General features: G+C 44.8%; 19 protein-coding genes. 4 read left to right on the top strand and 15 right to left on the bottom strand.

Features of this window, described 5'->3' with window-relative positions:
* Positions 1-61 precede the first annotated feature (61 nt).
* The 10 genes from AC787_RS19240 to deoB all read right to left on the bottom strand — a co-directional run bounded on the left by AC787_RS19240 (position 62) and on the right by deoB (position 11470).
* A complete protein-coding gene (locus AC787_RS19240; protein ID WP_054026263.1) occupies positions 62-1303 on the bottom strand; it encodes a molybdopterin-dependent oxidoreductase in 1242 nt (413 codons plus the stop codon).
* Positions 1300-2409, bottom strand: coding sequence for a sensor histidine kinase (locus tag AC787_RS19235; RefSeq protein WP_063847546.1), 1110 nt, complete (start codon positions 2407-2409; stop codon positions 1300-1302). Before AC787_RS19235 ends, AC787_RS19240 begins: the two co-directional genes overlap by 4 nt.
* The gene (locus tag AC787_RS19230) at positions 2406-3152 is read right to left on the bottom strand and encodes a response regulator transcription factor (RefSeq protein ID WP_082360857.1); all 747 of its coding nucleotides are present in this window, start codon (positions 3150-3152) and stop codon (positions 2406-2408) included. Before AC787_RS19230 ends, AC787_RS19235 begins: the two co-directional genes overlap by 4 nt.
* A gap of 284 nt (positions 3153-3436) precedes the next feature.
* Positions 3437-3637 (bottom strand): hypothetical protein, encoded by a 201-nt coding sequence (locus tag AC787_RS19225; protein WP_054026261.1) that lies wholly within the window; start codon positions 3635-3637, stop codon positions 3437-3439.
* 625 nt (positions 3638-4262) lie between these two features.
* Entirely contained in the window at positions 4263-5549 is a 1287-nt protein-coding gene (locus AC787_RS19220; RefSeq protein ID WP_152970655.1) for an NCS2 family permease, read from the bottom strand.
* A gap of 14 nt (positions 5550-5563) precedes the next feature.
* Complete coding sequence (locus AC787_RS19215; RefSeq protein ID WP_054026260.1) at positions 5564-6517, bottom strand: ABC transporter permease; 954 nt, start codon at positions 6515-6517, stop codon at positions 5564-5566.
* A 3-nt stretch (positions 6518-6520) separates the two neighbouring features.
* The gene (locus tag AC787_RS19210; RefSeq protein WP_054026259.1) at positions 6521-7591 is read right to left on the bottom strand and encodes an ABC transporter permease; all 1071 of its coding nucleotides are present in this window, start codon (positions 7589-7591) and stop codon (positions 6521-6523) included.
* A complete protein-coding gene (locus AC787_RS19205) occupies positions 7584-9119 on the bottom strand; it encodes an ABC transporter ATP-binding protein (protein WP_054026258.1) in 1536 nt (511 codons plus the stop codon). Before AC787_RS19205 ends, AC787_RS19210 begins: the two co-directional genes overlap by 8 nt.
* Before the next feature lie 70 nt (positions 9120-9189).
* Positions 9190-10236 (bottom strand): BMP family lipoprotein, encoded by a 1047-nt coding sequence (locus AC787_RS19200; protein ID WP_054026257.1) that lies wholly within the window; start codon positions 10234-10236, stop codon positions 9190-9192.
* Between the two features lie 43 nt (positions 10237-10279).
* Positions 10280-11470, bottom strand: a complete 1191-nt coding sequence (gene deoB, locus AC787_RS19195) for a phosphopentomutase (protein ID WP_054026256.1) — start codon at positions 11468-11470, stop codon at positions 10280-10282.
* 143 nt (positions 11471-11613) lie between these two features.
* On the opposite strand from deoB, the gene AC787_RS19190 reads away from it, so the two are divergent.
* The gene (locus tag AC787_RS19190) at positions 11614-12330 is read left to right on the top strand and encodes a Crp/Fnr family transcriptional regulator (protein ID WP_054026255.1); all 717 of its coding nucleotides are present in this window, start codon (positions 11614-11616) and stop codon (positions 12328-12330) included.
* A 185-nt stretch (positions 12331-12515) separates the two neighbouring features.
* Positions 12516-13220 (top strand): purine-nucleoside phosphorylase, encoded by a 705-nt coding sequence (gene deoD / locus AC787_RS19185; RefSeq protein WP_054026254.1) that lies wholly within the window; start codon positions 12516-12518, stop codon positions 13218-13220.
* 78 nt (positions 13221-13298) lie between these two features.
* On the opposite strand, the gene AC787_RS19180 is transcribed toward deoD, so the two are convergent.
* The 4 genes from AC787_RS19180 to AC787_RS19165 form a co-directional block, all read right to left on the bottom strand.
* Positions 13299-14891 (bottom strand): extracellular solute-binding protein, encoded by a 1593-nt coding sequence (locus AC787_RS19180; RefSeq protein ID WP_200930753.1) that lies wholly within the window; start codon positions 14889-14891, stop codon positions 13299-13301.
* A gap of 64 nt (positions 14892-14955) precedes the next feature.
* Positions 14956-15849: a carbohydrate ABC transporter permease gene (locus tag AC787_RS19175; protein WP_054026252.1), complete on the bottom strand. Its 894-nt coding sequence runs from the start codon at positions 15847-15849 to the stop codon at positions 14956-14958.
* A 43-nt stretch (positions 15850-15892) separates the two neighbouring features.
* Entirely contained in the window at positions 15893-16816 is a 924-nt protein-coding gene (locus tag AC787_RS19170) for an ABC transporter permease (RefSeq protein WP_082360856.1), read from the bottom strand.
* A gap of 256 nt (positions 16817-17072) precedes the next feature.
* Positions 17073-19088, bottom strand: coding sequence for a beta-galactosidase (locus AC787_RS19165; RefSeq protein ID WP_054026250.1), 2016 nt, complete (start codon positions 19086-19088; stop codon positions 17073-17075).
* A gap of 345 nt (positions 19089-19433) precedes the next feature.
* On the opposite strand from AC787_RS19165, the gene AC787_RS19160 reads away from it, so the two are divergent.
* Positions 19434-21677 carry a helix-turn-helix domain-containing protein gene (locus tag AC787_RS19160; RefSeq protein ID WP_054026249.1) on the top strand — a complete coding sequence of 748 codons (2244 nt, stop codon included), beginning with the start codon at positions 19434-19436 and terminating at the stop codon, positions 21675-21677.
* Between the two features lie 187 nt (positions 21678-21864).
* On the top strand, positions 21865-22611 hold the full coding sequence (locus AC787_RS19155) for a class I SAM-dependent methyltransferase (RefSeq protein WP_054026248.1): 747 nt from the start codon (positions 21865-21867) through the stop codon (positions 22609-22611).
* Between the two features lie 447 nt (positions 22612-23058).
* Here the strand turns inward: AC787_RS19155 and AC787_RS19150 are convergent, their stop codons facing one another.
* Positions 23059-23922, bottom strand: a complete 864-nt coding sequence (locus tag AC787_RS19150) for a pentapeptide repeat-containing protein (protein ID WP_054026247.1) — start codon at positions 23920-23922, stop codon at positions 23059-23061.
* Between the last annotated feature and the right edge of the window lie 176 nt (positions 23923-24098).

Below are 24098 nucleotides of genomic sequence, written 5' to 3'. Positions count from 1 at the left end.
CTGATCATATCACCAAAGTGCAGTATAGAGGTGGGATTACATGTAAAATAGTACAAAAAAACTACACCCAAGCATCGTTCGCATATCCGCGCTCCTCCCAGTACCCCACATGCTCGCCTTTAATCAGCTCAATCCGATTTAACCATTTCACTGACTTATAGGCATACATTTTCGGCACAATGAGACGAACCGGTCCGCCAAGATCACTCGGGATCGGCTTTCCATCATGCATAACTGCTACCATAACATCATCCATGTCGGCCTGCTCAAGCGTCAGCGTATCCGTATACACACCATCACCCGAGTAAAGCTTCACCGTTTCCGCTCCGGACTGCACACCCGCCATTTTCAACAGTTCTTTGAGTGGAATACCCTCCCACGTGTTTTTGTAAACGGACCAACCGGTCACACAATGAAAATCACTGACCTGTACCGTTCGCTTCAGTGCCACAAACTGTTTCCAATCCCACTTAAACGTCTTATCGACTAACCCGTCTATCGTAAAATTCCAATCCGCATTTGTAAAAGAGGGAATCGGCGTTACCGTGTATACACGGAATTGTCCAATGGCTCCGCCACCCATTGGCGGGGCCGAAGCAGGCAGCGGCTGCGGCGCTGGCAAAAGCATATTTGCATCATTTTCAATCAGCTTATCGATGCTCTGGCTTCCACCTACACTTCCAAGCGAAGTGCCGAGCCATTTCAGAAAAGAGGGCCCTATCGTAACGGCTAAACCAAGACCAATTGCACCGCGTATGAACGCTTTGCGCGTATAGACCGGCTGAGGCGCTCCCGCTGGGTGGATGACGCTCTCTTCCTTCTGCTCGTTTTTGACGGTACGGCGATTCGGCTCTTTCAGCCATTTGACCCGCGTGATAGAGTGATAAATGATATAAGGAAGACCAACCCATGTAAGGAGATCATGTATGACTAATGCCACATTAGATACGCTTGGTCCGACTGCTCTAAACTGCCACAGCAGCACGCCCGATCCGAACCAACCCAGCAATAAGCCTACCACGACGAGTACGTTAAATCTTTGCCAAGGCTTTTGCTTCAGCTGCTTCCAGTGCTTGCCTGCCAGCGCCAGATAATAGACAACAGGCAGGATGGAAGCTATACCAACGACTACATGCGCCCACTTTATCCAAACGCGAACCTCCCCAAGAACGCCGCGCCAGAAGCCGCCTACCAGTATAAGCCCGGTTAATGCCAAAATAACGACAATCCACCCGTTCCAAGCATGCAGCGAAACGAGCTTTTTACCATAACCCTTGCGAAGACGTTCCAACAGTCCGCTCATCGGCTTAGCCTCCAATTCTGCTCTATATCGTTTTTCGAAAAGACCTTACCCGCACCTTCCGCTGCCTCCTGCACCGTGAACCAAAATAAGCTCCCTTGATGACCTGACTGCTGCACGCCGATTTCCCCTCCATATTGCTCCACTAATAGCTTAGCTATGGAGAGTCCAAGCCCCGCGCCACCGCTATCCCGGCTTCGGGAACGGTCCGATCGGTAGAAGCGCTCGAATATCCGTTCTCTTTCTGCTTCCGGCACGCCTTCCCCCTCGTCAGAAACGGTAAAGCGGATATGCTTCTCCCGCTGCCCGTATCCTTCTTCCGCTTCTATTAAAATCAAACCGCCCTGCGGCGAATGCCTCACCGCATTTTCGAGCAAGTTTTGCAGTACGCGCTGCAAATGGCGCGGCTGCATCGTTAAACGAAGCGGATGCTCCGGCAGCTTCACTCGAAGCTGCAGCGATTTCTCATCCATAGGTTTCGTAAACCGCGGCAACAGCTCGACAAGCACATCTTCCGCATTCGCTGGCCGAAACGGCGCCGGCTCCCTCTGCTCCGCATCCAGCGTCGACAATTCGAACAAGTCCTGAATCAATTCGCCAAGCCTGACTGTCTCGCTCCGTATCGTCCCCAAATAGTGCTTAAACGTTTCCTCGTCCGAAATGACGCCATCCTCTAACGCTTCCACATATGACTGCACCGAAGCGAGCGGCGTACGCAGATCATGCGCCATGTTCGCAACGAGCTCACGCTGCGCCGATTCGGCTGCCTTTACCTGCCGGAAGCTTTCTTCCAAGCTGATGCCCATATGATTGAATTGTTCCGCAAGCTGCTTAAACTCCCTCAGACCGCCATGCTTCACCCGCGCCTCCAGGTCACCCGCCGCAATTCGCCCAGCCCCGTCGCCAATCCGGCGAACAGACGCCTCAAGCGGTCTCACGAGCAGAAAGTGCAAAAGGCCCGAAACCAATCCTGCTCCCATGGTCGCAAGCGTCAGCAAAATAAACTGCTCCTTGGACAGAAGCATATACCGGTAGAACGCCAGCAGCAAAATAATAATAAACGCGATACTGATCGTATTAGCCAGCAATAGGTAAGAGCGTAGCTTCATACGGCTGCTCCTTTGCCGTCCAGCTTATAGCCGATTCCCCATACCGTCTTAATCCAGCCTGGATCGGAAGGATTCTCCTCGATTTTCTCCCTCAAGCGGCGTATATGCACCGTAACGGTTGTCGTATCGCCATCATAAGCGACATCCCAAATCTGGTTAAGCAGCTGGCTTCGGGAAAATACCTTCCCTGGATACTGCGCAAGCAGATGCAGCATGTCAAATTCTTTGGCCGTGAGATCCGCCTCTGCTCCTTTAACCGTAACCCTTCTCTCCTGCGGAAAGATCGATAATCCGTCAAAATAAAGCGACTGCCCCGTCTCCGCGCTGCCGCTGCCTGACGTCTCCTTCCTCGGCTCCTTCGCCATGCTGCCTGCGAGAGAGCCCGACCTTCTCAAAATATTTTTAATGCGTAGGACGAGCTCCCGCGGACTAAACGGCTTCGTCATATAATCGTCCGCGCCCATCGTTAGACCGAGCAGCCGATCGGCCTCTTCTCCCAGCGCCGTAAGCATGATGATCGGTGTCTCCTCTTCCTGCCGAACCCGGTCGCATACCTCCAGCCCACCGAGCCTCGGCATCATCAAATCGAGCACGAGCAGGTCCGGACGATGCTCTCGCCATAGCTTCAGCGCCTCCTCGCCGTCTGCCGCTACCCAAACCGTCCATCCCTCACGCTCCAAATAACGCCGGCACACATCCGTTATATTCCGTTCGTCATCGGCCACTATTATTTTGGCGCTCAACGCAGGTCCCTCCCTCTCTCCTCCAACGTACATCCTCTTCCTGCATTATAACGCCGTTGGGAGGCGGATACGACTCTAGCTATCTTGTATAGTAATAATTCCCCCGCCATGAGGCGGAGGAATTGATTTATAAAACACAGCGAACCTTTAAAACCATACGATCAAGCTTGCTAGTTCTTATAAGGTTTCATCCGTTACAGTTTGTGCAACCGAATCACCACTCCTATAGCCGGCCAAACAGATACTTCGCTGAATCATCTCCCTAATTATTTCACCAATCCCCATTACATCTTTTCTTCAGTCATCATTTCATCCGTTTTCATTTCATCTTTCTTCATATCGTCAGTCTTCATCTCATCGGACTTCATCTCATCTTTCATTTCCGTTTGAGAGTTTTCTTTGCCCATGTTATTATTATTCGCGTTGCACGCGCTTAACACCAACATGCCCCCTAGTATTAGTGAAGACAAAATGTTTTTTTTCAAAATAATCTCCTCCTTGGAATATCCCATTGTTCTTCTACGGACCAATCATATCGAACAATGCTAACCATCCAAGAACAATACACTTTCGAAATCATTAGTAAACTATTACAAAAGTATTACATCTCCTCTACCCTCGTCAGAGTCCATTTTACAAACGATAGCATTGTGATTGACACAGATGCCGCTAACTACCACCGACAAAAACTCCAACTTCTAATATTTTCCACATCTTACTTAAGTAATAAGCCTTAGGAATTGTCTTTCCCATGAGGTAAGCCCATTAAAACGACCTAGCTTGCGAGCGATATAATCAAATCCCAAAAAACGTGATTGAATTATGCCACATCACAGCAGGCTATTGACTCTATGCTGATTCAGAGCATAAAAAAAATACACCACCCAAGGCATATTGCCTACTTAGCGATGTATTCAAATTCTACATATTGTATCCCAACTGCTTCCGCCATCAAATGAAAATGCCTGTTGCCAGCGTGCTTTCCAACCAATTAGGGTAGAAAACAAGGGGGCTGCGATTATCAAGCCATACCAGCGACCGCTGCTGCGCATCCTCATCAAAAGCACGTATCGTCAATAAAATGGTTCATTCGGGATACCTATTTTCCGCTTAAATCGAACCCAATATAAAATAAAGCAAGAAGAAAAATGCGATGACATACATCGTAATAGATACTTCTTTCCTTCGACCCGTAACCAGTTTCAGAATCGGGTAAGCAATGAAACCAAACGCAATCCCATTCGCGATACTAAAGGATAGCGGCATAATTGCCATCATCAGATAAGCGGGAAATGCTTCTGTAAAATCATTGAACGGAATCTCCTTAATGCTCTGAAACATAAGACAGCCAACAATGATGAGCACAGGAGCAATCGCACTGTTCGGGATTATTTTGAAAAGAGGAATGAGAAACAAAGCAGGAATAAACAGAAGTCCCGTTGTAAAAGAGGTTAGCCCCGTTCTCCCACCTGATGCTATGCCTGTGGCAGACTCAGCTGCTGTCGTCATCGGGCTGCAACCCAAAAGCCCTGCACTTATAACCGAAACAGAGTTAGCTTGAAAGGACTTGCGAAACTTCGCCTTGTCTGGAAGCATCCCTAGCTGCGCGCCCATATTCTGAAAAATAATGACCATCGATAACGAAAAAACAGCTGTCCAAAAATTAAGCGTGCCGATTCCACTAAAGTCCAAGGCAAAAAACAACTCACCATACCCATTAAAGGAAATACTGAAATCACGTAAAGTTGAAAAATCGACGATACCAAGCAGTGCACCAATGCCTGTGCCTGCGATAATGGCAATTAAGAAGCTGCCTTTTACATTTCGCATGAAAAGTGGTATCGCAATCAATAAAGTCAATATAGTCGTTAGGGCATAGGGATCACTCAGCTTCGCCAAAGTAACGAAAGTGCCTTCGCTCGCAACAATGATCCCCCCATTTTTTAATCCTAGAAAAGCAATAAAAAGACCGATACCGGCGGTCATAGCGTTAATCATCGACGTTGGGATCGAGCGCGATAAATAGTCGGCCCCTTTCGTTACCGCAGTTAACATAAATACGACACCTGCTAAAAATACTGCTGCAAGTGCTTGCTGCCACGAAAGCCCTAACGAGAATACCAAAGTAAAAACAAAAAATGCATTGTCCCCCATCCCAGGGACAAGAATTAACGGTGAATTCGCCCAAAGTGCCATCAGCATACAACCGATAAAAGAGCAGATTACCGTAACAATCGTAGCTGCTTCATAGGGCATGCCGGCTAGCTGCAAGATGGCTCCATTCACCGCAATGATATAGGCAACCGTCATAAATGAAGTCGTTCCTGCAACTAATTCCGTACGTACCGTCGAATTTTCTTTTTCAATATGGAACATTTTCTGCAATCGACTTACCAATGTATAACCACCTTTTATCGTTTCCCAACATCATAAGGTTCCCCTAATGCTTTGGGTGAACGAGCTTTCCCTACTGCTCCAATTAATACGAGTAATGTTAAAACATATGGAAGCATATAGAAGAACTCATTTGGAATGCTAGCAGCAAACTCAAAGATTTGCAATTGGTCCTTTGCTGCCTGGGCTAACCCAAAAAATAATGAAGCAAGCATCACACCAATAGGATTCCATTTTCCAAAAATAACAGCCGCAAGCGCAATATAGCCTTGTCCGGAAATGGTATTAAAAGCAAAGTTGCCATTTGAGGTAAGTACAATCGTTGCTCCGCCGAGTGCTGCAAGCGATCCACTTAAAATAACAGCGATGTAACGCGTGCGATTTACTTTTATTCCAACCGTATCTGCCGCACTTGGATGTTCGCCAACAGAGCGAAGCCTTAGTCCACCTGAAGTCTTAAACAAATAAGAGAATAGGACGATGACTAATGCAATGGCAATATAAGTAGTCGGATAGGCATTGAAGAACACATTGCCAATGAACGGAATATCGCTTAAATAGGGAATTGTCACCTTATGAAATACAGTGGTTAGAAGCGGTGTTTCTGCCGAGCCGTCAAAAAGTAATTTTACGAAAAAGAACGTTGAGCTTGCTGCGAGAATATTGATGACAACCCCGCTCACAACCTGATTCGCCTTAAACGTAATCGAGGCGACCGCATGAATGCTAGAAAAGATAATGGTAAATAGGAAGGCTCCGAGTAAGCCTAGCCAAGGTGAGAAACCGCCAAAGCCTGCTATTTCCGCATAATGAGTCGTTATTGCAGAGAAGAAAGCTCCCGATACCATAAACCCTTCCAGTCCAATATTAATGACTCCTGAGCGTTCGGAAATGAGTCCACCGAGTGCAGCAAAGATAAGGGCAGTTGAGAATACGAGCGTCCCATTCAGTAAATTGCCAATTACCTCCATCTGTCACACCTTCTTCTTTGATTTTAGTTTAATCGTCCGGAAAAGCAACTTAACAATGCCTGGTGCAGCAACAAAAAAGATAATAAAAGCAATAATCATCCGAATAATTTCGCCAGGCACCTCTGCACCAAAGCTCATGCCTTGTGAACCATAGGTAAGGCCCCCAATCAGGGACGCGGAGAGGAATACGCCAAGTGCGCTATTGCCGCCAAGCAAAGCTACCGCTATACCATCAAAACCAAGGCCTGATGAAACCGAGTTGATAGCCACATAGTTAAACACACCTAACACTTCAAAGGTACCAATCAAACCGCCAAATACGCCTGAAATAAACATGGTACGAACCATAACATTCGAAACCTTCATTCCTGCATATTTAGCAGCTTCAGAATTAAGTCCAACTGCCCGCAGCTCATAACCCCATGTGGTCTTGGTTAAATAGATGTGGTAAAAAACAACCGCAACAATCGCAATCACAAATCCCCAGTGGATACGTGCGCCATCCATCAGCTCAGAGAGCCAGCTAATTTGAATACTGGCTGATTCATGGATCAAGGCAGATCGTTGTGTACCTGCTTGCGGGATGAACGTCCGAATAATGTAATTCGCCAAATAAAGCGCAATAAAATTAAGCATGATGCTGGTAATCACTTCATTAATACCACGTTTTGCCTTAATATAACCCACAAGCGCTCCCCACATCCCGCCAAGCAAGGCGCCAACTAGGACAGCGAGCAGCGCATGCAGCAGAGGTGGCAGACTTAACTGTGTGCCTACAATTAAGGCGCCCAACGATCCCATAATAATCTGACCGTCTACGCCAATATTAAACATCCCGGAACGAAAAGCGATCGCTACGGCCAAACCGCTCATAATAAGCGGTACAATCGTACGCAAGGCTTCTCCAAAATCGTAACGGCTGCCAAATATTTTATCGATTAGGGATTTATAGGCCAGCACTGGATCGTAGCCGCCGATCCACATAATAATTGCGCCTAATAGCAGACCCATAATAATGGCAACAAGAGGGATAAGTGCAGATTCACGTTTGAAAATACTCATTATTTTATTCATGGATGCCTTCTCCTTCATGCTTGCCTGCCATCATCATTCCTAATTGCTGATCATTTGTTGTTTCTGGTGTTGTTTCTCCAACAATTTGTCCACCGAATAGGACCAGAATACGGTCTGCCACATTGAGTATTTCATCCAGCTCAAACGAAATAAGCAAAACAGCCTTGCCTTGATCACGTTCAGCGATTAATTGTTGATGCACAAATTCAATCGCACCTACGTCCAGCCCTCGCGTAGGTTGTGCCGCAATCAAGACCTGCGGGTTTTTATTGATTTCGCGTGCGATAATGATTTTTTGTTGGTTTCCTCCTGACATCGAACGAACGAATGTATCAATGCCTGGTGTGCGTATATCAAATTCGTTCACTAAACGCGTTGCCATATCATCCATCGTTTTCTTATTAATGAAACCATGCTTGCTTATTTCTGGTTGATAATACGTTTGTAAAATTGTATTTTCACTGACAGAAAAGTCCAGAACGAGTCCATGTTTATGCCGATCCTGCGGAATATGTGACATTCCCGCTTCAGAAATCGTACGCGGTGCAAGATTGGCGATGCTTTTACCTTGTAACCAAATTTCACCTGAACGAATGTTTCGCATACCTGTTAAAGCTTCGATTAGTTCGGACTGACCATTGCCGTCTACACCAGCGATACCGACAATCTCGCCCGCCCGTACAGAGAAGCTGAGATTATTAACCGCGGCCTTGCCGTTACTACCTTGAACCACCAATTCTTTTACTGCTAATAACGCTTCTTTCGGGTTAGCTGCTCTTTTTGCAGTCTTAAAATTAACTTCTTTACCCACCATTTTTTCTGCCAATTGCTGCGCATCGCTCGATGCTACTTCCACACTTTCAATCCGCTTACCGCGCCGAATAATGGTGCAAGTGTCCGCTATTTCCATAATTTCCTTCAGCTTATGCGTAATGAGAATAATAGATTTACCCTCAGCTACAAGACGCTTCATAATAGCCAGTAATTCAGTGATCTCTTGTGGAGTTAACACAGCAGTCGGTTCATCAAAGATTAGAATATCTGCTCCACGGTACAGTGTTTTCAAAATTTCTACACGCTGCTGCATCCCTACACTGATCGACTCAATCGTTGCCATTGGATCAACATCAAGCTTATAACGTTCAGATAGTTCCTTGACTTTTTTACTTGCCCCTTTAATATCAATCTTCATCCCCTTTTTGGGTTCCATCCCGAGAATGATATTTTCTGTTACCGTAAAAGGCTCTACCAATTTAAAATGCTGATGCACCATCCCAATCCCGAGCTCAATCGCCTTGTTTGGACTATCCATCAGCTCATGTTTCCCATTCACATGAATCTCGCCTTCGTCTGGCTGATATAAACCGAATACGATACTCATTAGGGTGGATTTCCCTGATCCATTTTCCCCGAGCAAAGCATGAATTTCTCCACGCTTTAATTGCAAGCTAATCGAATCGTTGGCGACTACGCCGGGGAATCTTTTGGTTATCCCTTTCAGCTCTAACACGACATCTGTCTTAGTCATATAAGACCCTCCCCAAAATATTCGTCCCCTCTCTATCTAAGCTAATAATAGAAGAGGGGACGAGCTCGCATTATTTTTCCGGCACGACGATTTCACCATTGATTATTTTCGTGCGATATTCCTCGACCTTAGCAAGAACTTCCGGCGCTACGTTAACATCCGAATTTGGAGCAATATCGACTCCGTTTTCTTTGAGGCCCATTAACGTCACTTTACCTGCCGGAAATTCACCTTCAGCTAATTTTTTTGAAGCTTGGTAAACAGCCTCATCTACTTTTTTGATCATCGAAGTTAACGTAACATCTGGTCCGAAGGTTAAAGATTGATCTTTATCCACACCAATGACCCATACTTTTCCGCCCTTGCTGCCCCGTTCCTTCGCTTCATTAAACACACCATTGCCTGTTAGCCCTGCTGCATGGAATATGATATCTGCACCATCGTTATAGATTGTAGAAGCCGCAGATTTCCCCATATCTACCCGGTTGAATAGCCCTGTATAGTTAACGATTAATTTAGCATCTGGATTTACAGCTTTTATCCCTTCACGGAAGCCAGCTTCAAATCGTTTAATAACGGGAATTTCCATGCCGCCTACAAAGCCGATTTTATTCGTTTTCGTCGTTAAACCTGCGATAACACCTACGAGGAACGCGCCTTCTTGCTCCTTAAAAGAGATAGCTGCTACATTCGGCAGCACGAGGTCAGAATCAACAATTCCAAACATTTTATCTGGGTTTTCTTTGGATAGCTGTGTCACCGCATCAGCTAATGTAAAGGCAGTTGCCCACGTTAGATCATAGTTTGCTTTGACAAACTGATTCAGGTTAGGAACAACATCGCCATCTGTTTTTGGTTCTAGGTATTTCACTTCAAAACCAAAGTCCTTCTTTAATTTCTGCAACGCTTCCCAAGCACTTTGGTTAAAGGATTTATCATTTACACTGCCAAGGTCAGTTACCATTCCGACTTTCAGCTTTTTAAGCTCTTGTTTATTAGTCGTACCTGTAGCCCCTGCGTTACCCGTTTCGCTTTTGCTGCCATTTTGACCGCATGCTGTTATGACTAGCGTAAAAATCAGTATTAAAGGCAATAATGCTTTCATTGATCTTTTCATTGTGAATTCCCCCTAAAGTTATATTCCTCGATATCTGATTGATCTACTTGGTTTGATCTACTAACAAATCCAAGAAGCTTTCCCCGATAGTTGGTTTAGTTACCTTGAAATTTTCTGCAATTGTTGCAGCTAAATCAGCAAATGTATTTCTTGTGCCAATAGAAACGCTGTCCTTTGCTAACGATGGGCTGTAGATCAAAATAGGTACGTATTCACGTGTATGATCAGTTCCTGGCGCGGTTGGGTCATTGCCATGATCAGCCGTAATGATAAGTAAATCTTTGTCGCTGATTTGCTGCATGAGCTCTGGTACATATTGATCAAACTCTTCGAGGCAGGCAGCGTATCCTTTAGGATCGCGACGATGGCCATATAAAGAATCAAAATCAACTAAATTTGCGAATAACAGTCCTTTAAACGGCCGATTCAGCAGCTTGATCGTTGCCCTAATCCCATCCAGATTGCTCTTTGTTGGATACGATTCACTAATTCCTTGTCCTGAGAAAATATCGTTGATTTTCCCGACTGAAATAACATCGCAGCCTTCATTCTTGAGATGATCAAGTACGGTTTCTCCGAAAGGTTTGAGTGCATAATCATGCCGATTAGGTGTACGTTTATAAGCACCTGGCTCACCAATGTAAGGTCTCGCTATGACTCGACCAACTACATAAGGATCATTTAAGGTTAGCTCACGTGCAATTTCACATGCATGATATAACTCCTTTAATGGAATAACATCCTCATGAGCCGCGATTTGAAATACGCTGTCTCCGGAAGTATAAACAATCCATGCGCCCGTACGGAGCTGCTCTTCACCATACTCGTCCAAAATCTCAGTTCCAGAAGCTGGCTTGTTTCCAATTACCTTGCGACCCGTCATGGCTTCGAACTTCCCAATCAATTCCGTTGGAAATCCATCGGAGTATACTTGAAAGGGCAGCTTTACCTCGAGCCCCATGAGTTCCCAATGACCCGTCATTGTATCTTTGTTAGCGGATATCTCCGCCATCTTGCCATAACACGCTAGAGGATGATCCACTTGCAAGATCGTAGCCAGCGGTGCAATATTACCTAGTCCCAGAGCTGCGAGATTTGGTAATTTCATGTTCGGTACTTGCTCGCAAATATGTCCTAATGTATGGCTGCCTTCATCTCCGAAGTCCGAAGCGTCTGGTAAAGCGCCAATACCAACACTATCCAGCACAATCACGCTTATTCGCTCAAATTTCATAAATACACCTCAATTCTCAAAAAAAAGCTAAAGCAATGCATTGCTATTTTCCACCCAATCCATGCTACAATACGTTTCTAGCCGTTTCGCAATCTCTTACCTAAGAGTTGCTTAAATATTGAAATGCGAAAGGAAAAATACTTATGATCGACAACATCTCAGACATCTCGATTTTCTCGGACATTCCTAAGGATGAATTGCCAAAAATAACCCCATTGCTCAAAGAACGAAGATTCAAAAAGAATCATGTTCTGATGTTTGAAAATGACCAAAGTGACGAGGTTTATCTTATTCGCTCAGGTATGATCAAGGTTTATCGCATGTATGAAGGAAAAGAAGTCGTTCTAAGTATTACTAGTCCCGGTGATATCATTGGAGAAGTAGAAGCCTTGTCCAGTGACAATCATCGGATCTCATCCATAGAAGCCATAGAAGACGTCAACGTTTGGCTGTTGACAAAACGAGATTTCCTACAGCTTGTAGATCAATATCCTTCCATCCTGCGAAACGCTTACAAAATTCTTGTAGAGCGAACTCGAATGCTCAATCGCATGATTCGTTATTTGACCTTCCATGACGTACGTGGAAAAGTAGTTAATCTCATTATGGATCTCTATTACAACTTTGGAGTCGCAAGTGATAACGCATACAAAATCGATTTAAAAATTAATCAATCCTTGTTCGCCAACATGCTCGGAGTCACGCGAGAATCCATATCCAAAACGCTGGGTGAGTTTCAAGCGGAAGGACTGATCGACATTCGTGATAAGTACTTATACCTCCTTGATAAGGAAATGATAGAATCGATCTGTAATGAAACAGAAGAGCTCCCTACAATGCGCAAGTGGCATAACATTTAACGATGCCGTGCACCTAATAATACAAATGACAGCGCTTTATTTCCGTTACTGCGCTAACAGTTATTTTGTGAACCAGTTCACAAAAGTAAAGTAATCCCTTTAACATAATGTGGATTTCAATCGTGCTATGATTCTCGTGCATCCTATTTTGTAATGCACGATAAGAAACATTGGAGGGAATTCACATGAGTTTTCATATTGAAGCAAAGATTGGCGAAATTGCAGAATCCGTCTTATTACCTGGAGATCCGCTGCGTGCAAAGTATATTGCGGAGACCTTCCTCGAAAATGTCGTCTGTTACAACAATGTACGTGGCATGTTAGGCTTTACAGGCACATATAAAGGAAACCGAGTATCGATTCAAGGTACAGGCATGGGTATGCCTTCTGCATCCATATATATTCATGAGCTGATCAACGATTATGGTGCAAAAAATCTCGTTCGTATCGGAACATGCGGTGCCATTCAAGATGATGTTAATCTCCGCGATGTTCTTATTGCGCAAGCAGCGGCTACCGATTCGGCTATCATTCGCAACCAATTCCCTGGATATGACTTCCCTCAGATTGGGAGCTTTGATTTAATTAAAACCGCTTATGAAATTGGAGAAGGCAAAGGCCTTAACCTTCGCGTAGGGAACGTGCTTTCGTCTGATGTTTTCTACACAGAAGATAAAGATGCCGTTACAAAGCTTGGCCGGTATGGCGTATTGGCAGTAGAAATGGAAACAGCCGCACTTTATTATTTAACGGTTAAATTCGGCGTAAAAGGCCTCAGTCTCCTAACGGTAAGTGATCACATTCTCACTGGAGAACAAACGACTGCACAAGAGAGACAAACCACCTTCAACGATATGATCGAAGTTGCATTAGAAACCGTAGCTAAATAGATCTCATACTTATAATCAGTTGAAAATAAAAAAACAGATCATCCTCCTAAGAGGAATGATCTGTTTTCATAAACGGACTTATTTAATGCCTTGCTCTGCTACATAAGCCTGCCATTGTTTCGTGTATTCGGCTTGAATTTTCTCAAGACCAGCTTGTTTCGCTTTTTCCATGAAAGTGTTCAAGCCATCATCCACGCTCTTCACTAGACCCGCATTAAGCGGGAACAAGTATTGCTTCTCCACTTGCTCAAGCGCCGCTCTCTCCGCTTGGTATGGTGTGTAATCTTCTGCGAAACCTGTGAATTTATCAGGTACTTGGATTTTATCAAGATCGTCGAAGATTGCTTTTACGCCGTCATAGTTTTTGTCGAACAGCATGTACTCAGGGTTTCTCCAAGCCCAACCGTTCATGCCCTCGCGAGGGAAGCCGTTGGAGTTCGAATCGCCGATCATGGAGTAGTAACCGTCTTTCACTTCATAGTTTTTGCCTTCAACGCCATATTGCGTAAGCATGTTGTAGCGTTTGTCCGTAACCAGCTTCTCATAGAACGCAAGCGCGCGCTCTGCGTTTTTGCTGCTAGCTGGAATAGCGAAGCCGTTGTGGATCGGGTGTACCGGTGTTGCAATTCCGTTTGTTTTTGGGAACGGGTGGTAGCCCAGCTTCCAATCCGGGTGAGTCGATTGAATTTTGATAACCATATCATTGAAACGAGTTGGGTTGTCGCCGATAATAGCTGCAGCTTTACCGCTTGTTATCTGATCTTGCAAAGTATCTTTAACAGCTAGCACGTTTTTCACCATGTAACCGTTATCCTGCCAACGCTTCAATACAGTCAAATCTTGTTTTTGCTCGTCTGAACCCCAGTAGGAGTATACTTCATTAGGTGTTGCATAGTTGATGCCGACACCGTAAGGAAGCGCGCCGATTGGAGCGTGTGCAATACCTTTGAAACGGTCCATAAGGTTTGTTTTCACATCAGAGTTCATCGAAAGCGGTGTAACGGTTGGTTCGTTTTTCTTGATACCATCTAGATATTGCTCGAAAGTTGCAATATCAACGGGCGTAGGCAGATTGTATTTCTCACGCAGATCTTCGCGCCATACAAAGCCGTCCGTTACATACTCTTTGTAAGTAGCTGGAACCGTGTAGATTTGACCGTCGATTTTCACGGCTTCCCACATATCCGCAGGTACATAAGAGTTCAGCGTAGGCGCTGCAACTGGAAGAAGCTTATCAAGCGCTTGGAAAGCGCCTTTCTTTGCATACGATTGGTATTGTGTCCACTCCGCTGTATAGATCAAGTCAACCTGTTGGCCTGATCCGAGCAGCAGCTTATACTTTTGATCCCAATCTGTCCATGATGTGTAGTTGAATTTAACGGTAGCATTCAAATCTTCCAATGCCATTTTGTTTACTTGCTCTTGAATAGAAGCGATATCTTTAGGAGCATCGCCTAACATATAAAATTGCAATTCCACTTTTTTCGAAGTGTCGATGGCTGTTTTTTCCCCGCCTTCGTTTGTAGCGCCCTCTGTGTTTGTTGGAGCATTGGTAGCATTGCTGCCGCTATTTCCATTGTTGTTCGATCCGCAAGCTGCTAGTACTGTAATAAATACGATGATGGATAGAAACATGGAGACTGCTTTTGCTGCTTTCTTAGTCATGTGAATCCTCCCTTTAGTAAGTTCTTATCTATGTTAGCTAAACGCGGAATGATAGATCCCTTGTCTAGTTCTAACCTTTAACAGCACCGATCGTCAATCCTTTTACAAAATAACGCTGTACGAACGGATACAAGAATAGGATCGGTCCGGTTACGATAATGGACATCGCCATCTTCGTCGATTCAGTCGGCATGTCAGATCCCAGCGAGACACCGGTTCCTGAACCCATTTGCGCGACAAAGCTCATCGCATTAATGACGTTGTACAAGTAATATTGCAGCTGGTACTTGGTCGTATCGTTAATGAACAACGAGGAAGTGAACCAGTCATTCCAATAATGAAGCGCCAAAAACAATCCTACGGTTGCGATGCCCGGCATCGACAGTTGAAGCACAATTCGGCTATAAATGGTGAAGTCGTTTGCACCATCAATTTTCGCCGATTCAATAACCTCATCCGGTACAGCGGAGCGTATGAAATTTTTCATCAATATAATGAGGAAGGGCGTCATCAGACCCGGCAATATCAACACTTCAAGCTTGTCAGTTAGCTTCAAATACTTAGTCATCAGAATGTACCAAGGCACAAGTCCGCCGCCAAACAGCGTCGTGAAATAAATCATGAAGGAGAAGAAATTGCGATATTTGAAATCCTTGCGCTGCAAGACATATCCCGCCATCGTCATCAGGAACAACCCAAGTGTCGTACCGATAACCGTTGTTAATGTGGTAACGCCATAAGCCGTTAATACCTGCTTCGGAAAACGGAACACGGTCGCATAACCCTCAAAAGAAAACACGGTCGGGATGAGATGGTAGCCATCTCTTATAATGGCCTCATTTTGCGTAAAAGAAGCAGAGATGATGAGCAGGAAAGGAAACAAACATGCAACGGTTGATATAAGGATGACTACAAAAGCAATGAGTCTAAACCACTTCATATAATTGTCGTCTTTGATTTTCATGGGTACCTCCTACAGTTAGCTGATAGCGGTTGCTTCAGATCGTTTAGAACAATGCGTACTCGTCATTGATTTTCTTGATGATGTAATTGACGGTCATGATGAGAACGAAGCCGAATAGCGATTGGTACAACCCAGCGGCTGTCGACATTCCGATATCGAACGTTACCTTCAGTGAACGGTACACATACGTATCGAGAATATCTGTCGTATTGTAAAGAACGCCGTTGTTGCCGATCAGCTGGTAGAACAAGTCGAACTGACCTTTCATGATGCTGCCTAAAGCGAACAGCAGGAGCATGACGAATGTCGTCTTCAACATAGGAACGGTAATGTACCAGATACGCTGGAATATGTTCGCGCCATCAATTTTGGCCGCCTCATAATACTCTTCGCTAATTCCAGTAATCGATGCTAGGTAGATAACCATGCTGTATCCGATATTTTTCCACAGGTAGAAGATGATAATGAGGAACACCCACACCCAAGGCGTATTGTATACGTCCAATGAATCGTATCCGAGCGACTTAAGCGTCGAATTCAGAAATCCGCTTTCATAGTTGAACACGTTGTATACGATAACACTAAGAATAACGAAGGAAACGAAGTATGGCAGAAACATGATCGATTGCGTCAGCTTCTTAAACCATTGCAAGCGCAGCTCGCTTAGAAGAATGGCCAGCGCAATGGCGAGCACATTTCCAAGTAGAATAAATACGACATTATAGCCGACCGTATTTAAGGTTAGCCTAGCGAGAACCCCCGATTTCCATAAAAACTTGAAGTTATCGAGTCCAACAAATTGACTGTTGAACAAGCTTGTGTTGAAGTCGAACCTTGTGAAAGCGTAGTAGATACCTACCATAGGTACATACGAGTTAATTAGGAAGAAGATAAGCGCCGGCAATAGCATAAGGAAAAGTATACGATTCGTTACAAGCTCCCTAAGCACTCCATTTTTTTTCAACATGCAGATGATGTCTCCTCTCACAGCGTTCTTTTCTATTTCGTGTTGTCTGCTGTTCTCACTGTACGTCCAGCCCGTTTTGGAGAAAAGAGTAAGAATGCAAAGTCAGTGAACGAATTAGCGAAATGAACAGTGAACGATTTAAACTTTTATGTATTAACAAGCCATTTCACCGGTAACGCATAGCAAAAAAACCACGAGGTCGTCTGCTCGAAGCGTTATTCGAGACGAACGAAATCGTGGTTTTTACGACAAATGATTATGATTTTTGTAAAATCATGACGCCATGCGGCTCTATTTCTACCGTTTCGCTTACCTGAGAGTTTGTTAATAGGTCGAAATAGCTCGTATTTCCGAGAGAAATGGTCGATTGATGACTGTTATGATTCAAAACAAACGTATACACTTGATCATCCTTGACTCTCTGTGCGAGTTCCACACCCGCTGCTGCTGTGAACGGAGCAACAATCTGATGCTTATCGCACAACGTTTGGATCAAATCCGCTAACAATTTTTGTTCCGGCGCTGTTGCTACGTAATAGGCTTCACCAAGCCCAAACGAGTTTACCGTTAATGCCGGCATGCCTGCGTAGAAATCTTTGCCGTATGTCCCGAGAGCTCTCGCTCCCTCCAAATGAAGAAGATCACACAGCAAGCCGCACTCGTACGTCCCTGCTACATGGCCAAACGCCTCGCCAATCTCAACACTGTTGCGCATTTCGGGCAGCAGACTGTCAATTTCCTCTACCCATAAACCAAGCAGATTACGAAGCTTGCCTGGATATCCGCCAAGCGTGACCAGATCGTTCTCGTTTACGATGCCGCTGAAGAAGGTGGTGATAAAGGTGCCTCCACTTTGCACAAACGCTTCAATGCGTTCGGCAACACCCGGCTTTAGCATATACAACACAGGTGCAACGAGTATTTTGTATTTTGAGAAATCGCTAAGCGGACTAAGCACATCTATAGCCACATTCTGATCATAAAAAGCCTTGTAATATTTTTGCGCTTGGTCCAAATAATTCAGATCGACACTTGGCCCGCTCGTAATCTCTACCGCGTTCCACGTATCGATATCGAACAACAACGCCACCTCAGCATGAACCTCCGAATCAAGCAAACGATCACCAAGCTCGCCAAGCTCACGCCCCAGCGCAGCGCACTCACGAAATACTCGCGTATCCTCATGACCGACATGCTCGATAACGGCGCCGTGATATTTCTCGCATGCCCCGAAGGAGCGGCGAAGCTGGAAGAACATGACCGTGTCCGCGCCATGCGCAACGGCTTGATAGCTCCAAAGCCGCATCACGCCAGGCCGTTTTAAGCTGTTGTATGGCTGCCAGTTTTGCTGGCTTGGCGTCTGTTCCATCAGCATGAAGGGCTTGCCGTCCTTTAATCCGCGCATATAGTCATGACGCATCGCCACATTGCCCATTGGTTCATTCATTTGCGGATAGCTGTCCCAAGAGACGACGTCCATCGCTTCGCCCCATTTTTTCAGATCAAGCCCGTTAAACAAGCCCCAAATATTCGTCGTAATCGGAATATCCGGCGTAACAGCTTTCAGCTCCGCATATTCAACCTGATAGCACCCAAGAATAGAGTCGGACATGAACCGCTTGTAGTCGATGGCCATTGGCTGGAAGTTGCGATTGTCGCCGTTCAAATTGGATGGCGGAACAATTTCCTCCCATTCATAGACGGTATGGCCCCAGAAGCTCATATTCCACTCGGCGTTCAGCCGCTCAATCGTCTCGTACTTCACCTTCAACCATTCGCGGAACTCTGCAGCACAATTGCTGCAATAACAATGCGTACCGTATTCGTTGTTGATATGCCAAATGAGCAGTGCCGGATGATCTTTGTATCGCTCAGCTAACCTACGTGCCAGCTGGCCCGATAGTCTGCGGTACGTCTTGCTGTTCGGACAAAAGTTAGTACGAGCGCCATGCGTGCGCTTCTTCCCGTCAACATCAACTGGCAGCACATCCTCATATTTGCGCGACATCCATGCCGGCTGTGCGGCTGTCGATGTGGCTAGACAGGCATAGATTCCATTTTCCGCGATGAGGTTTAATAGTTTGTCCAGCCATTCGAAATGATAAGTATCCTCCGACGGCTGCAGCTTCGCCCAGCTGAATACGGGAAGCGTCACAACATTTATTCCCGCTTCCTTAAATAAACGCATATCCTCATGCCATATCTCCTCCGGCCACTGATCCGGATTATAATCTCCTCCGTACCAAATCTGTTTCAGCTTCGTATTAATCATTTCTTCACGGTCCCTTCTGCCATTAGCGTCGAATTCCGTGACATTCTAACGGATGCAGCACCCGCTTGTCATCTTACTTGGAGCGTTTCGCCAATAAGTTCACTCCAGTTCGTATTGTTCACTACATAAAATCAAGTTCATTCACCTTCATTTATTTGGTTCATTGCACCCAGATGCGAGTGAAGATTATAATGTTCCTTGTATCAGCCAACTGAAAAGTGAAATATTCTTACTAATTAATTAAAAGCATAGGATTAATCCTTAGCAATAAAGGGAAACGCTTACGCTTATTCGGTAAATTATGTTCATTCTAAATTGTTTTACATATATAAAGGGGGAGCCATCATGCCAGCTGTTCAATTGAAAAATAACGGAAAACTATACAGTAAGCTGCTGTTCACGATCACCTTGTGCATCGTGCTTACTTTATTGGTATCCTCCTTGTTTAATTTCTTCACTTACATGCAGATCGATTTGAAGAAAGCCTACCAGTCTGACGTCAGCAATCTAACTCAAACCAGCAAAGAAGTCATCAGCATGACCGAGAGCGCTCAGTCTCTCTCCTTCCAAATCTATCGAACCTTCAGCGTCTCTAAGCTTATGTTCTACAACGACCCTAACATTTATGATGTGACGGCAGCTATGAACGAATTGAACAACTATTTGAACTCCATGCCGTTCATTGAATCCATTTATGTGTACAATTCGGCCAATGGTCTGTTCTACACAGCCAGCCGTCAAGGTGAAGGGGGCACGTTCAGTAAAGAGGAGCTTGCAGATAGGGGGATTTTGGACATTCTCGACAACTATCAGGAGTATCGTCCGTTCACTCCTATTCCGAGAACCTATACAACCGTGAATCTGAGCGGTGAGCATCTAACGAAGGCTTATACCTATTTAGGTTATGATGCTATCGGTCAAACGCAAACGATTAATTCTGCTGTTATTATTAATATTTCTTCTGCTTGGATCAACAAAGATATTGGCGTCAATAAGAGCGACAGCGAAGGGAAATCATATATTCTAGACAATCAGAATCTTCTCCTATCCGGAGATTCACTCTTACCCAAGAAGCTAAACAACGAGGATAGCACCATCATTAACGAAAAGATTAAAAACAAGGAGTCTGGTTACGTTGTCGCCGACTTCGACGGAAAGAAGTCTCTTATCTCGTATACTTCTCCAGATTCCTTGGACTGGCAATACGTACGCGTGACACCATACAAGCATGTAACCAAAGCTATTTATTCCATCCGCAATACGACCATCTTGATTGCTGTCATCATTTTGGTGATCGGCTTATTTATCTCATGGCTGCTCTCTCGCATGCTGTATCGCCCTATTCATCAAATTATGAACAAGATGAACATTCTTGAAACAGAAAAGCGCAACAGTTCCTATACCATTAGGCAAAATATGCTGCGCAGCCTTATCCAAGGCTCACAATCATTGCAAACGAACGCGCAGCTTCAGAAGCTTATGCTAACTGGAATTAATTTCGACTTTCAGTCGTGTTATCGAGTTGTCCTATTAAAAATTGATGAGCTTGCCGCTTTGAAGCAAACGCGCGGAGATGATCTGCATGTCTATAAGTTTGCCATTATGAATATAGCTTCCGAGATCGCCCAAAACGATTATCGTGTGGAAACTGTTGACATGGGTGCCGATTATGTCATCATGCTTCTTGGCCGTCCCGACGATTCCGGTGAGCCTGATGACGAGCTGCTACGTCATATGCTTGCCAAAATTCAGCGATCCTCGTTGGATTTTTTGAAGATTGGTCTCTCGATCACCTATAGCCCAGAGGCCCTTCAGGCACAGCAGCTCTCTACCCATTACAAGCTGGTGAAAGAAGCATCACAGCACCGCTTGTTCCATGGTCTTGGCTCGTTGATTAATGGACAGGATATCATTTCCTTAAAATCGAAGGAGTATATCTTCCCCGCTGACAAAGAGCGGAAATTGACCGATGCATTAATGACCTCGAAGACGGAGGAAGCAAAAAAAATGTTTGCGGAAATCGTACAGGAGACGGCGCAGTATCCGATCCATGTCGTTCAGCTCGCCATCTCGCATCTGACGATGACCGTGAACAATATCTTGTTCACGATTCAGAAAAACAATAGTTTGGACGTTGAGGCAAGTCTTAGCATTCATATTCCAACGCCGGATCATTTTGAAACGATTAATGAGCTTAATGAAGTCTTTTTCTCGCTATTCGATGATATTCAAACGAAGCTTTCCATGAAACGCTCTACCAAACAGGGTGATCTCATTCGCAAGATAAATGATCTTATCCAAAAGGAATATGCAAATCCGAATCTAAGCCTGAACTGGATTGCCGATGAATTAGACATGTCCTCCATCTACTTGAGCCGAGTATACAAACAACAGACGTTAGCTACAATTGTTGATGTCATTAATAATGTACGTATGGAACGAGCGAAGGAGCATCTGGAGAATACCGATTTGTCGATCGTAGATATCGCTGTGAAGAGCGGCTATACAAGCAGCTCCTATTTCCACCGCATGTTCAAAAAGAGCTTTGGTGTAACACCTTCCGATTATCGTAAAACGAAACTGGGTTAACAAAGCGGCTATCGCCAGCCGCTTGTTTGAGACGGGCGACGATAATGACCTGATTATCAAGTTGAATAAATCGTTCAGCTAGTGCTAAACCAATTCCAGAGGCACCACCAAGGTTTGTTGATAAATGAAAAAAGTTCCGTTAGCATGGTGGAGAAAGCTTATTTTGGAGTAGAGGAGTTGTAAGCGGATGAAACAAAATAAATATGATGATTCTAATTTCTTTTCACAATACAAGGAAATGCCGCGTTCCACCCATGGACTTGAAGCTGCGGGTGAGTGGCATGTATTCAAATCCTTATTGCCAGACTTACATGATAAAAGCGTGCTTGATTTAGGCTGCGGCTTCGGCTGGCATTGCCTCTATGCTCGTGAACAGGAAGCAAGCTCAGTGGTAGGTGTTGATATTTCTGAGAACATGCTTCAAAAAGCTCGAGAACAAACCGATGACACTGCTATTACTTATATACAAATGCCGATTGAGGATATCGCATTCTCAGATTCTCAATTCGATATTGTTATCAGCTCATTGGCTTTTCACTATATCGAATCGTTCGAAACCCTTTGCAAAAAGGTATATGATTGTCTAAAACCGGGAGGAGCTTTCATTTTTTCAGTGGAGCATCCTATATTTACTTCCCGAAATGAACAAGATTGGCATTACGATGATCAAGGAAACCGTCTGCACTGGCCAGTAGATCAATATCAGTCAGAGGGCTTACGAAAAACATCATTCCTAACCGATAACGTTATTAAATATCATCGTACCGTTTCAACTTACATCAATGACTTGATTGGGGCTGGGTTTGAGTTAAAAACCATTAAGGAACCGATGCCTTCCGATGAAATGCTGGAGAATAATCCTCTGATGCAGGACGAGAATCGGAGACCTATGTTCATGATTATTTCTGCACAAAAAGCTAGCACTTCTAACTGACTTAGAAATTGCGAAACGGTTACGTGACTTATTCGTCGATTGTTATGGTGCAACACTGTAATCAGTGATTGACGCGTTTAGGTTTCAGCAATAAAGGTTTCAATTATAATAGTTCAAACCAAACCCCGTGCTTGAGTATCATCCCAGCGGTATTAGAAGATGTTTTTTGAATTCTGCATTCGATTAACGGACATCAGAGACCTTATCTACGGTATATCTTCCTGTTTCTCGATCCTAACGGACATAGCATACCTTATTTCGTAATTTCCAAGCGTTTGATCACTATTTTGGGCAAATAACGGCTTCTATGTCCGTTAGTAAGCAAATTGACCATAATAATCAGAAATAACGGCCTCTGTGTCCGTTAGGAGGCTGCCAAACGGCAGCCTTTCTCTGTCTAGCGCAACCGTGCATGAGTACACCTGAGCATCCATCTATACTGCATGCTCACCAGTGCGCTGGACGAGCAAGCGAAGGCGGGAGCTTCGTAGCGGCATTCCCTTTTGCAGCATTAAGCTGGAATTGTGTGAGAAAGAGACTCTCTGTGAGGTTGGCACCTTTGAGGTCAGCATCTCGGAAATCAGCTCCGATGAGATCCGCTGCTCTAAGATCGGCATCTCTGAGGTCTGCGGCAATAAGATAAGACCCTCTCAAATTTGCTCCTCTAAGGTCAGCGCCTCTAAGCTTGGCTCCAATGAGGTCGGCTCCTCGGCCGTAGGTTTTCTTACGTCCTCGAGTGCTTCTCTGCTCGCGATGGGCCTCCCCGCGCACAAGCTCACTGACTTTAAGAAGAAGTTCATTGACCTCAGCTCGATGTGCTGACACGTTCAGTTCCATGAGAGAATCGGGACTTAGGCGAGTGAGCCGCTCCGTCTCTTCGAGCGCCAATCTAAGCTCATCGTGAATTGGACGTGTCGTTTCCAATACAAGCGTCTCTCTCAAATACCAAAGCAGCTCATGGATTTGCCGCATGACCCGGAACACTTCGAACATTTGCTCCGCAGAATCTGGGACTTGCCGCCAATCATGACCGCCGTAGGTGACCTGTGAAACCTGTTGTCCAGCTCCAAAGCAATCGTAAACTGTACAACCTTTAAACCCCTGCTCCCTAAGACTATTATGTATGCCGCAGCGGAAGTTGGATTGTAGATTGCTGCAGGGATGACCGGCGTCTTTATCGATTGCAAAGTCTATAGAAGCTGCGAAGGGCAATGAAACACAGCATAAACCAAAACAATTCTCACAGTCAGCATGCAACCTGCCGTTATTCCAGTCAGGAATGGATTGTGGATTTTCGTGTATCGCAGACAAGGTGCGACCTCCTAAGCAAGATTATGTGCTGTTAATTGGATATTTATCTTATATAAACAGATTGTTTTACTCCAGTTCTTATATCCTATTACTGTAAATTCCTTCCGTCAATACCGGTATTGCTGCATGTGCTAAAGGGGTGCAATGGATTGCATTATATTCTAGATGAAGCGTTT

Source organism: Bacillus sp. FJAT-28004, assembly GCF_001280845.1.
In the GTDB taxonomy this organism is placed as follows: Bacteria; Bacillota; Bacilli; order Paenibacillales; family Paenibacillaceae; genus Pristimantibacillus.
This window is presented reverse-complemented; position numbering and strand designations above follow the sequence as displayed.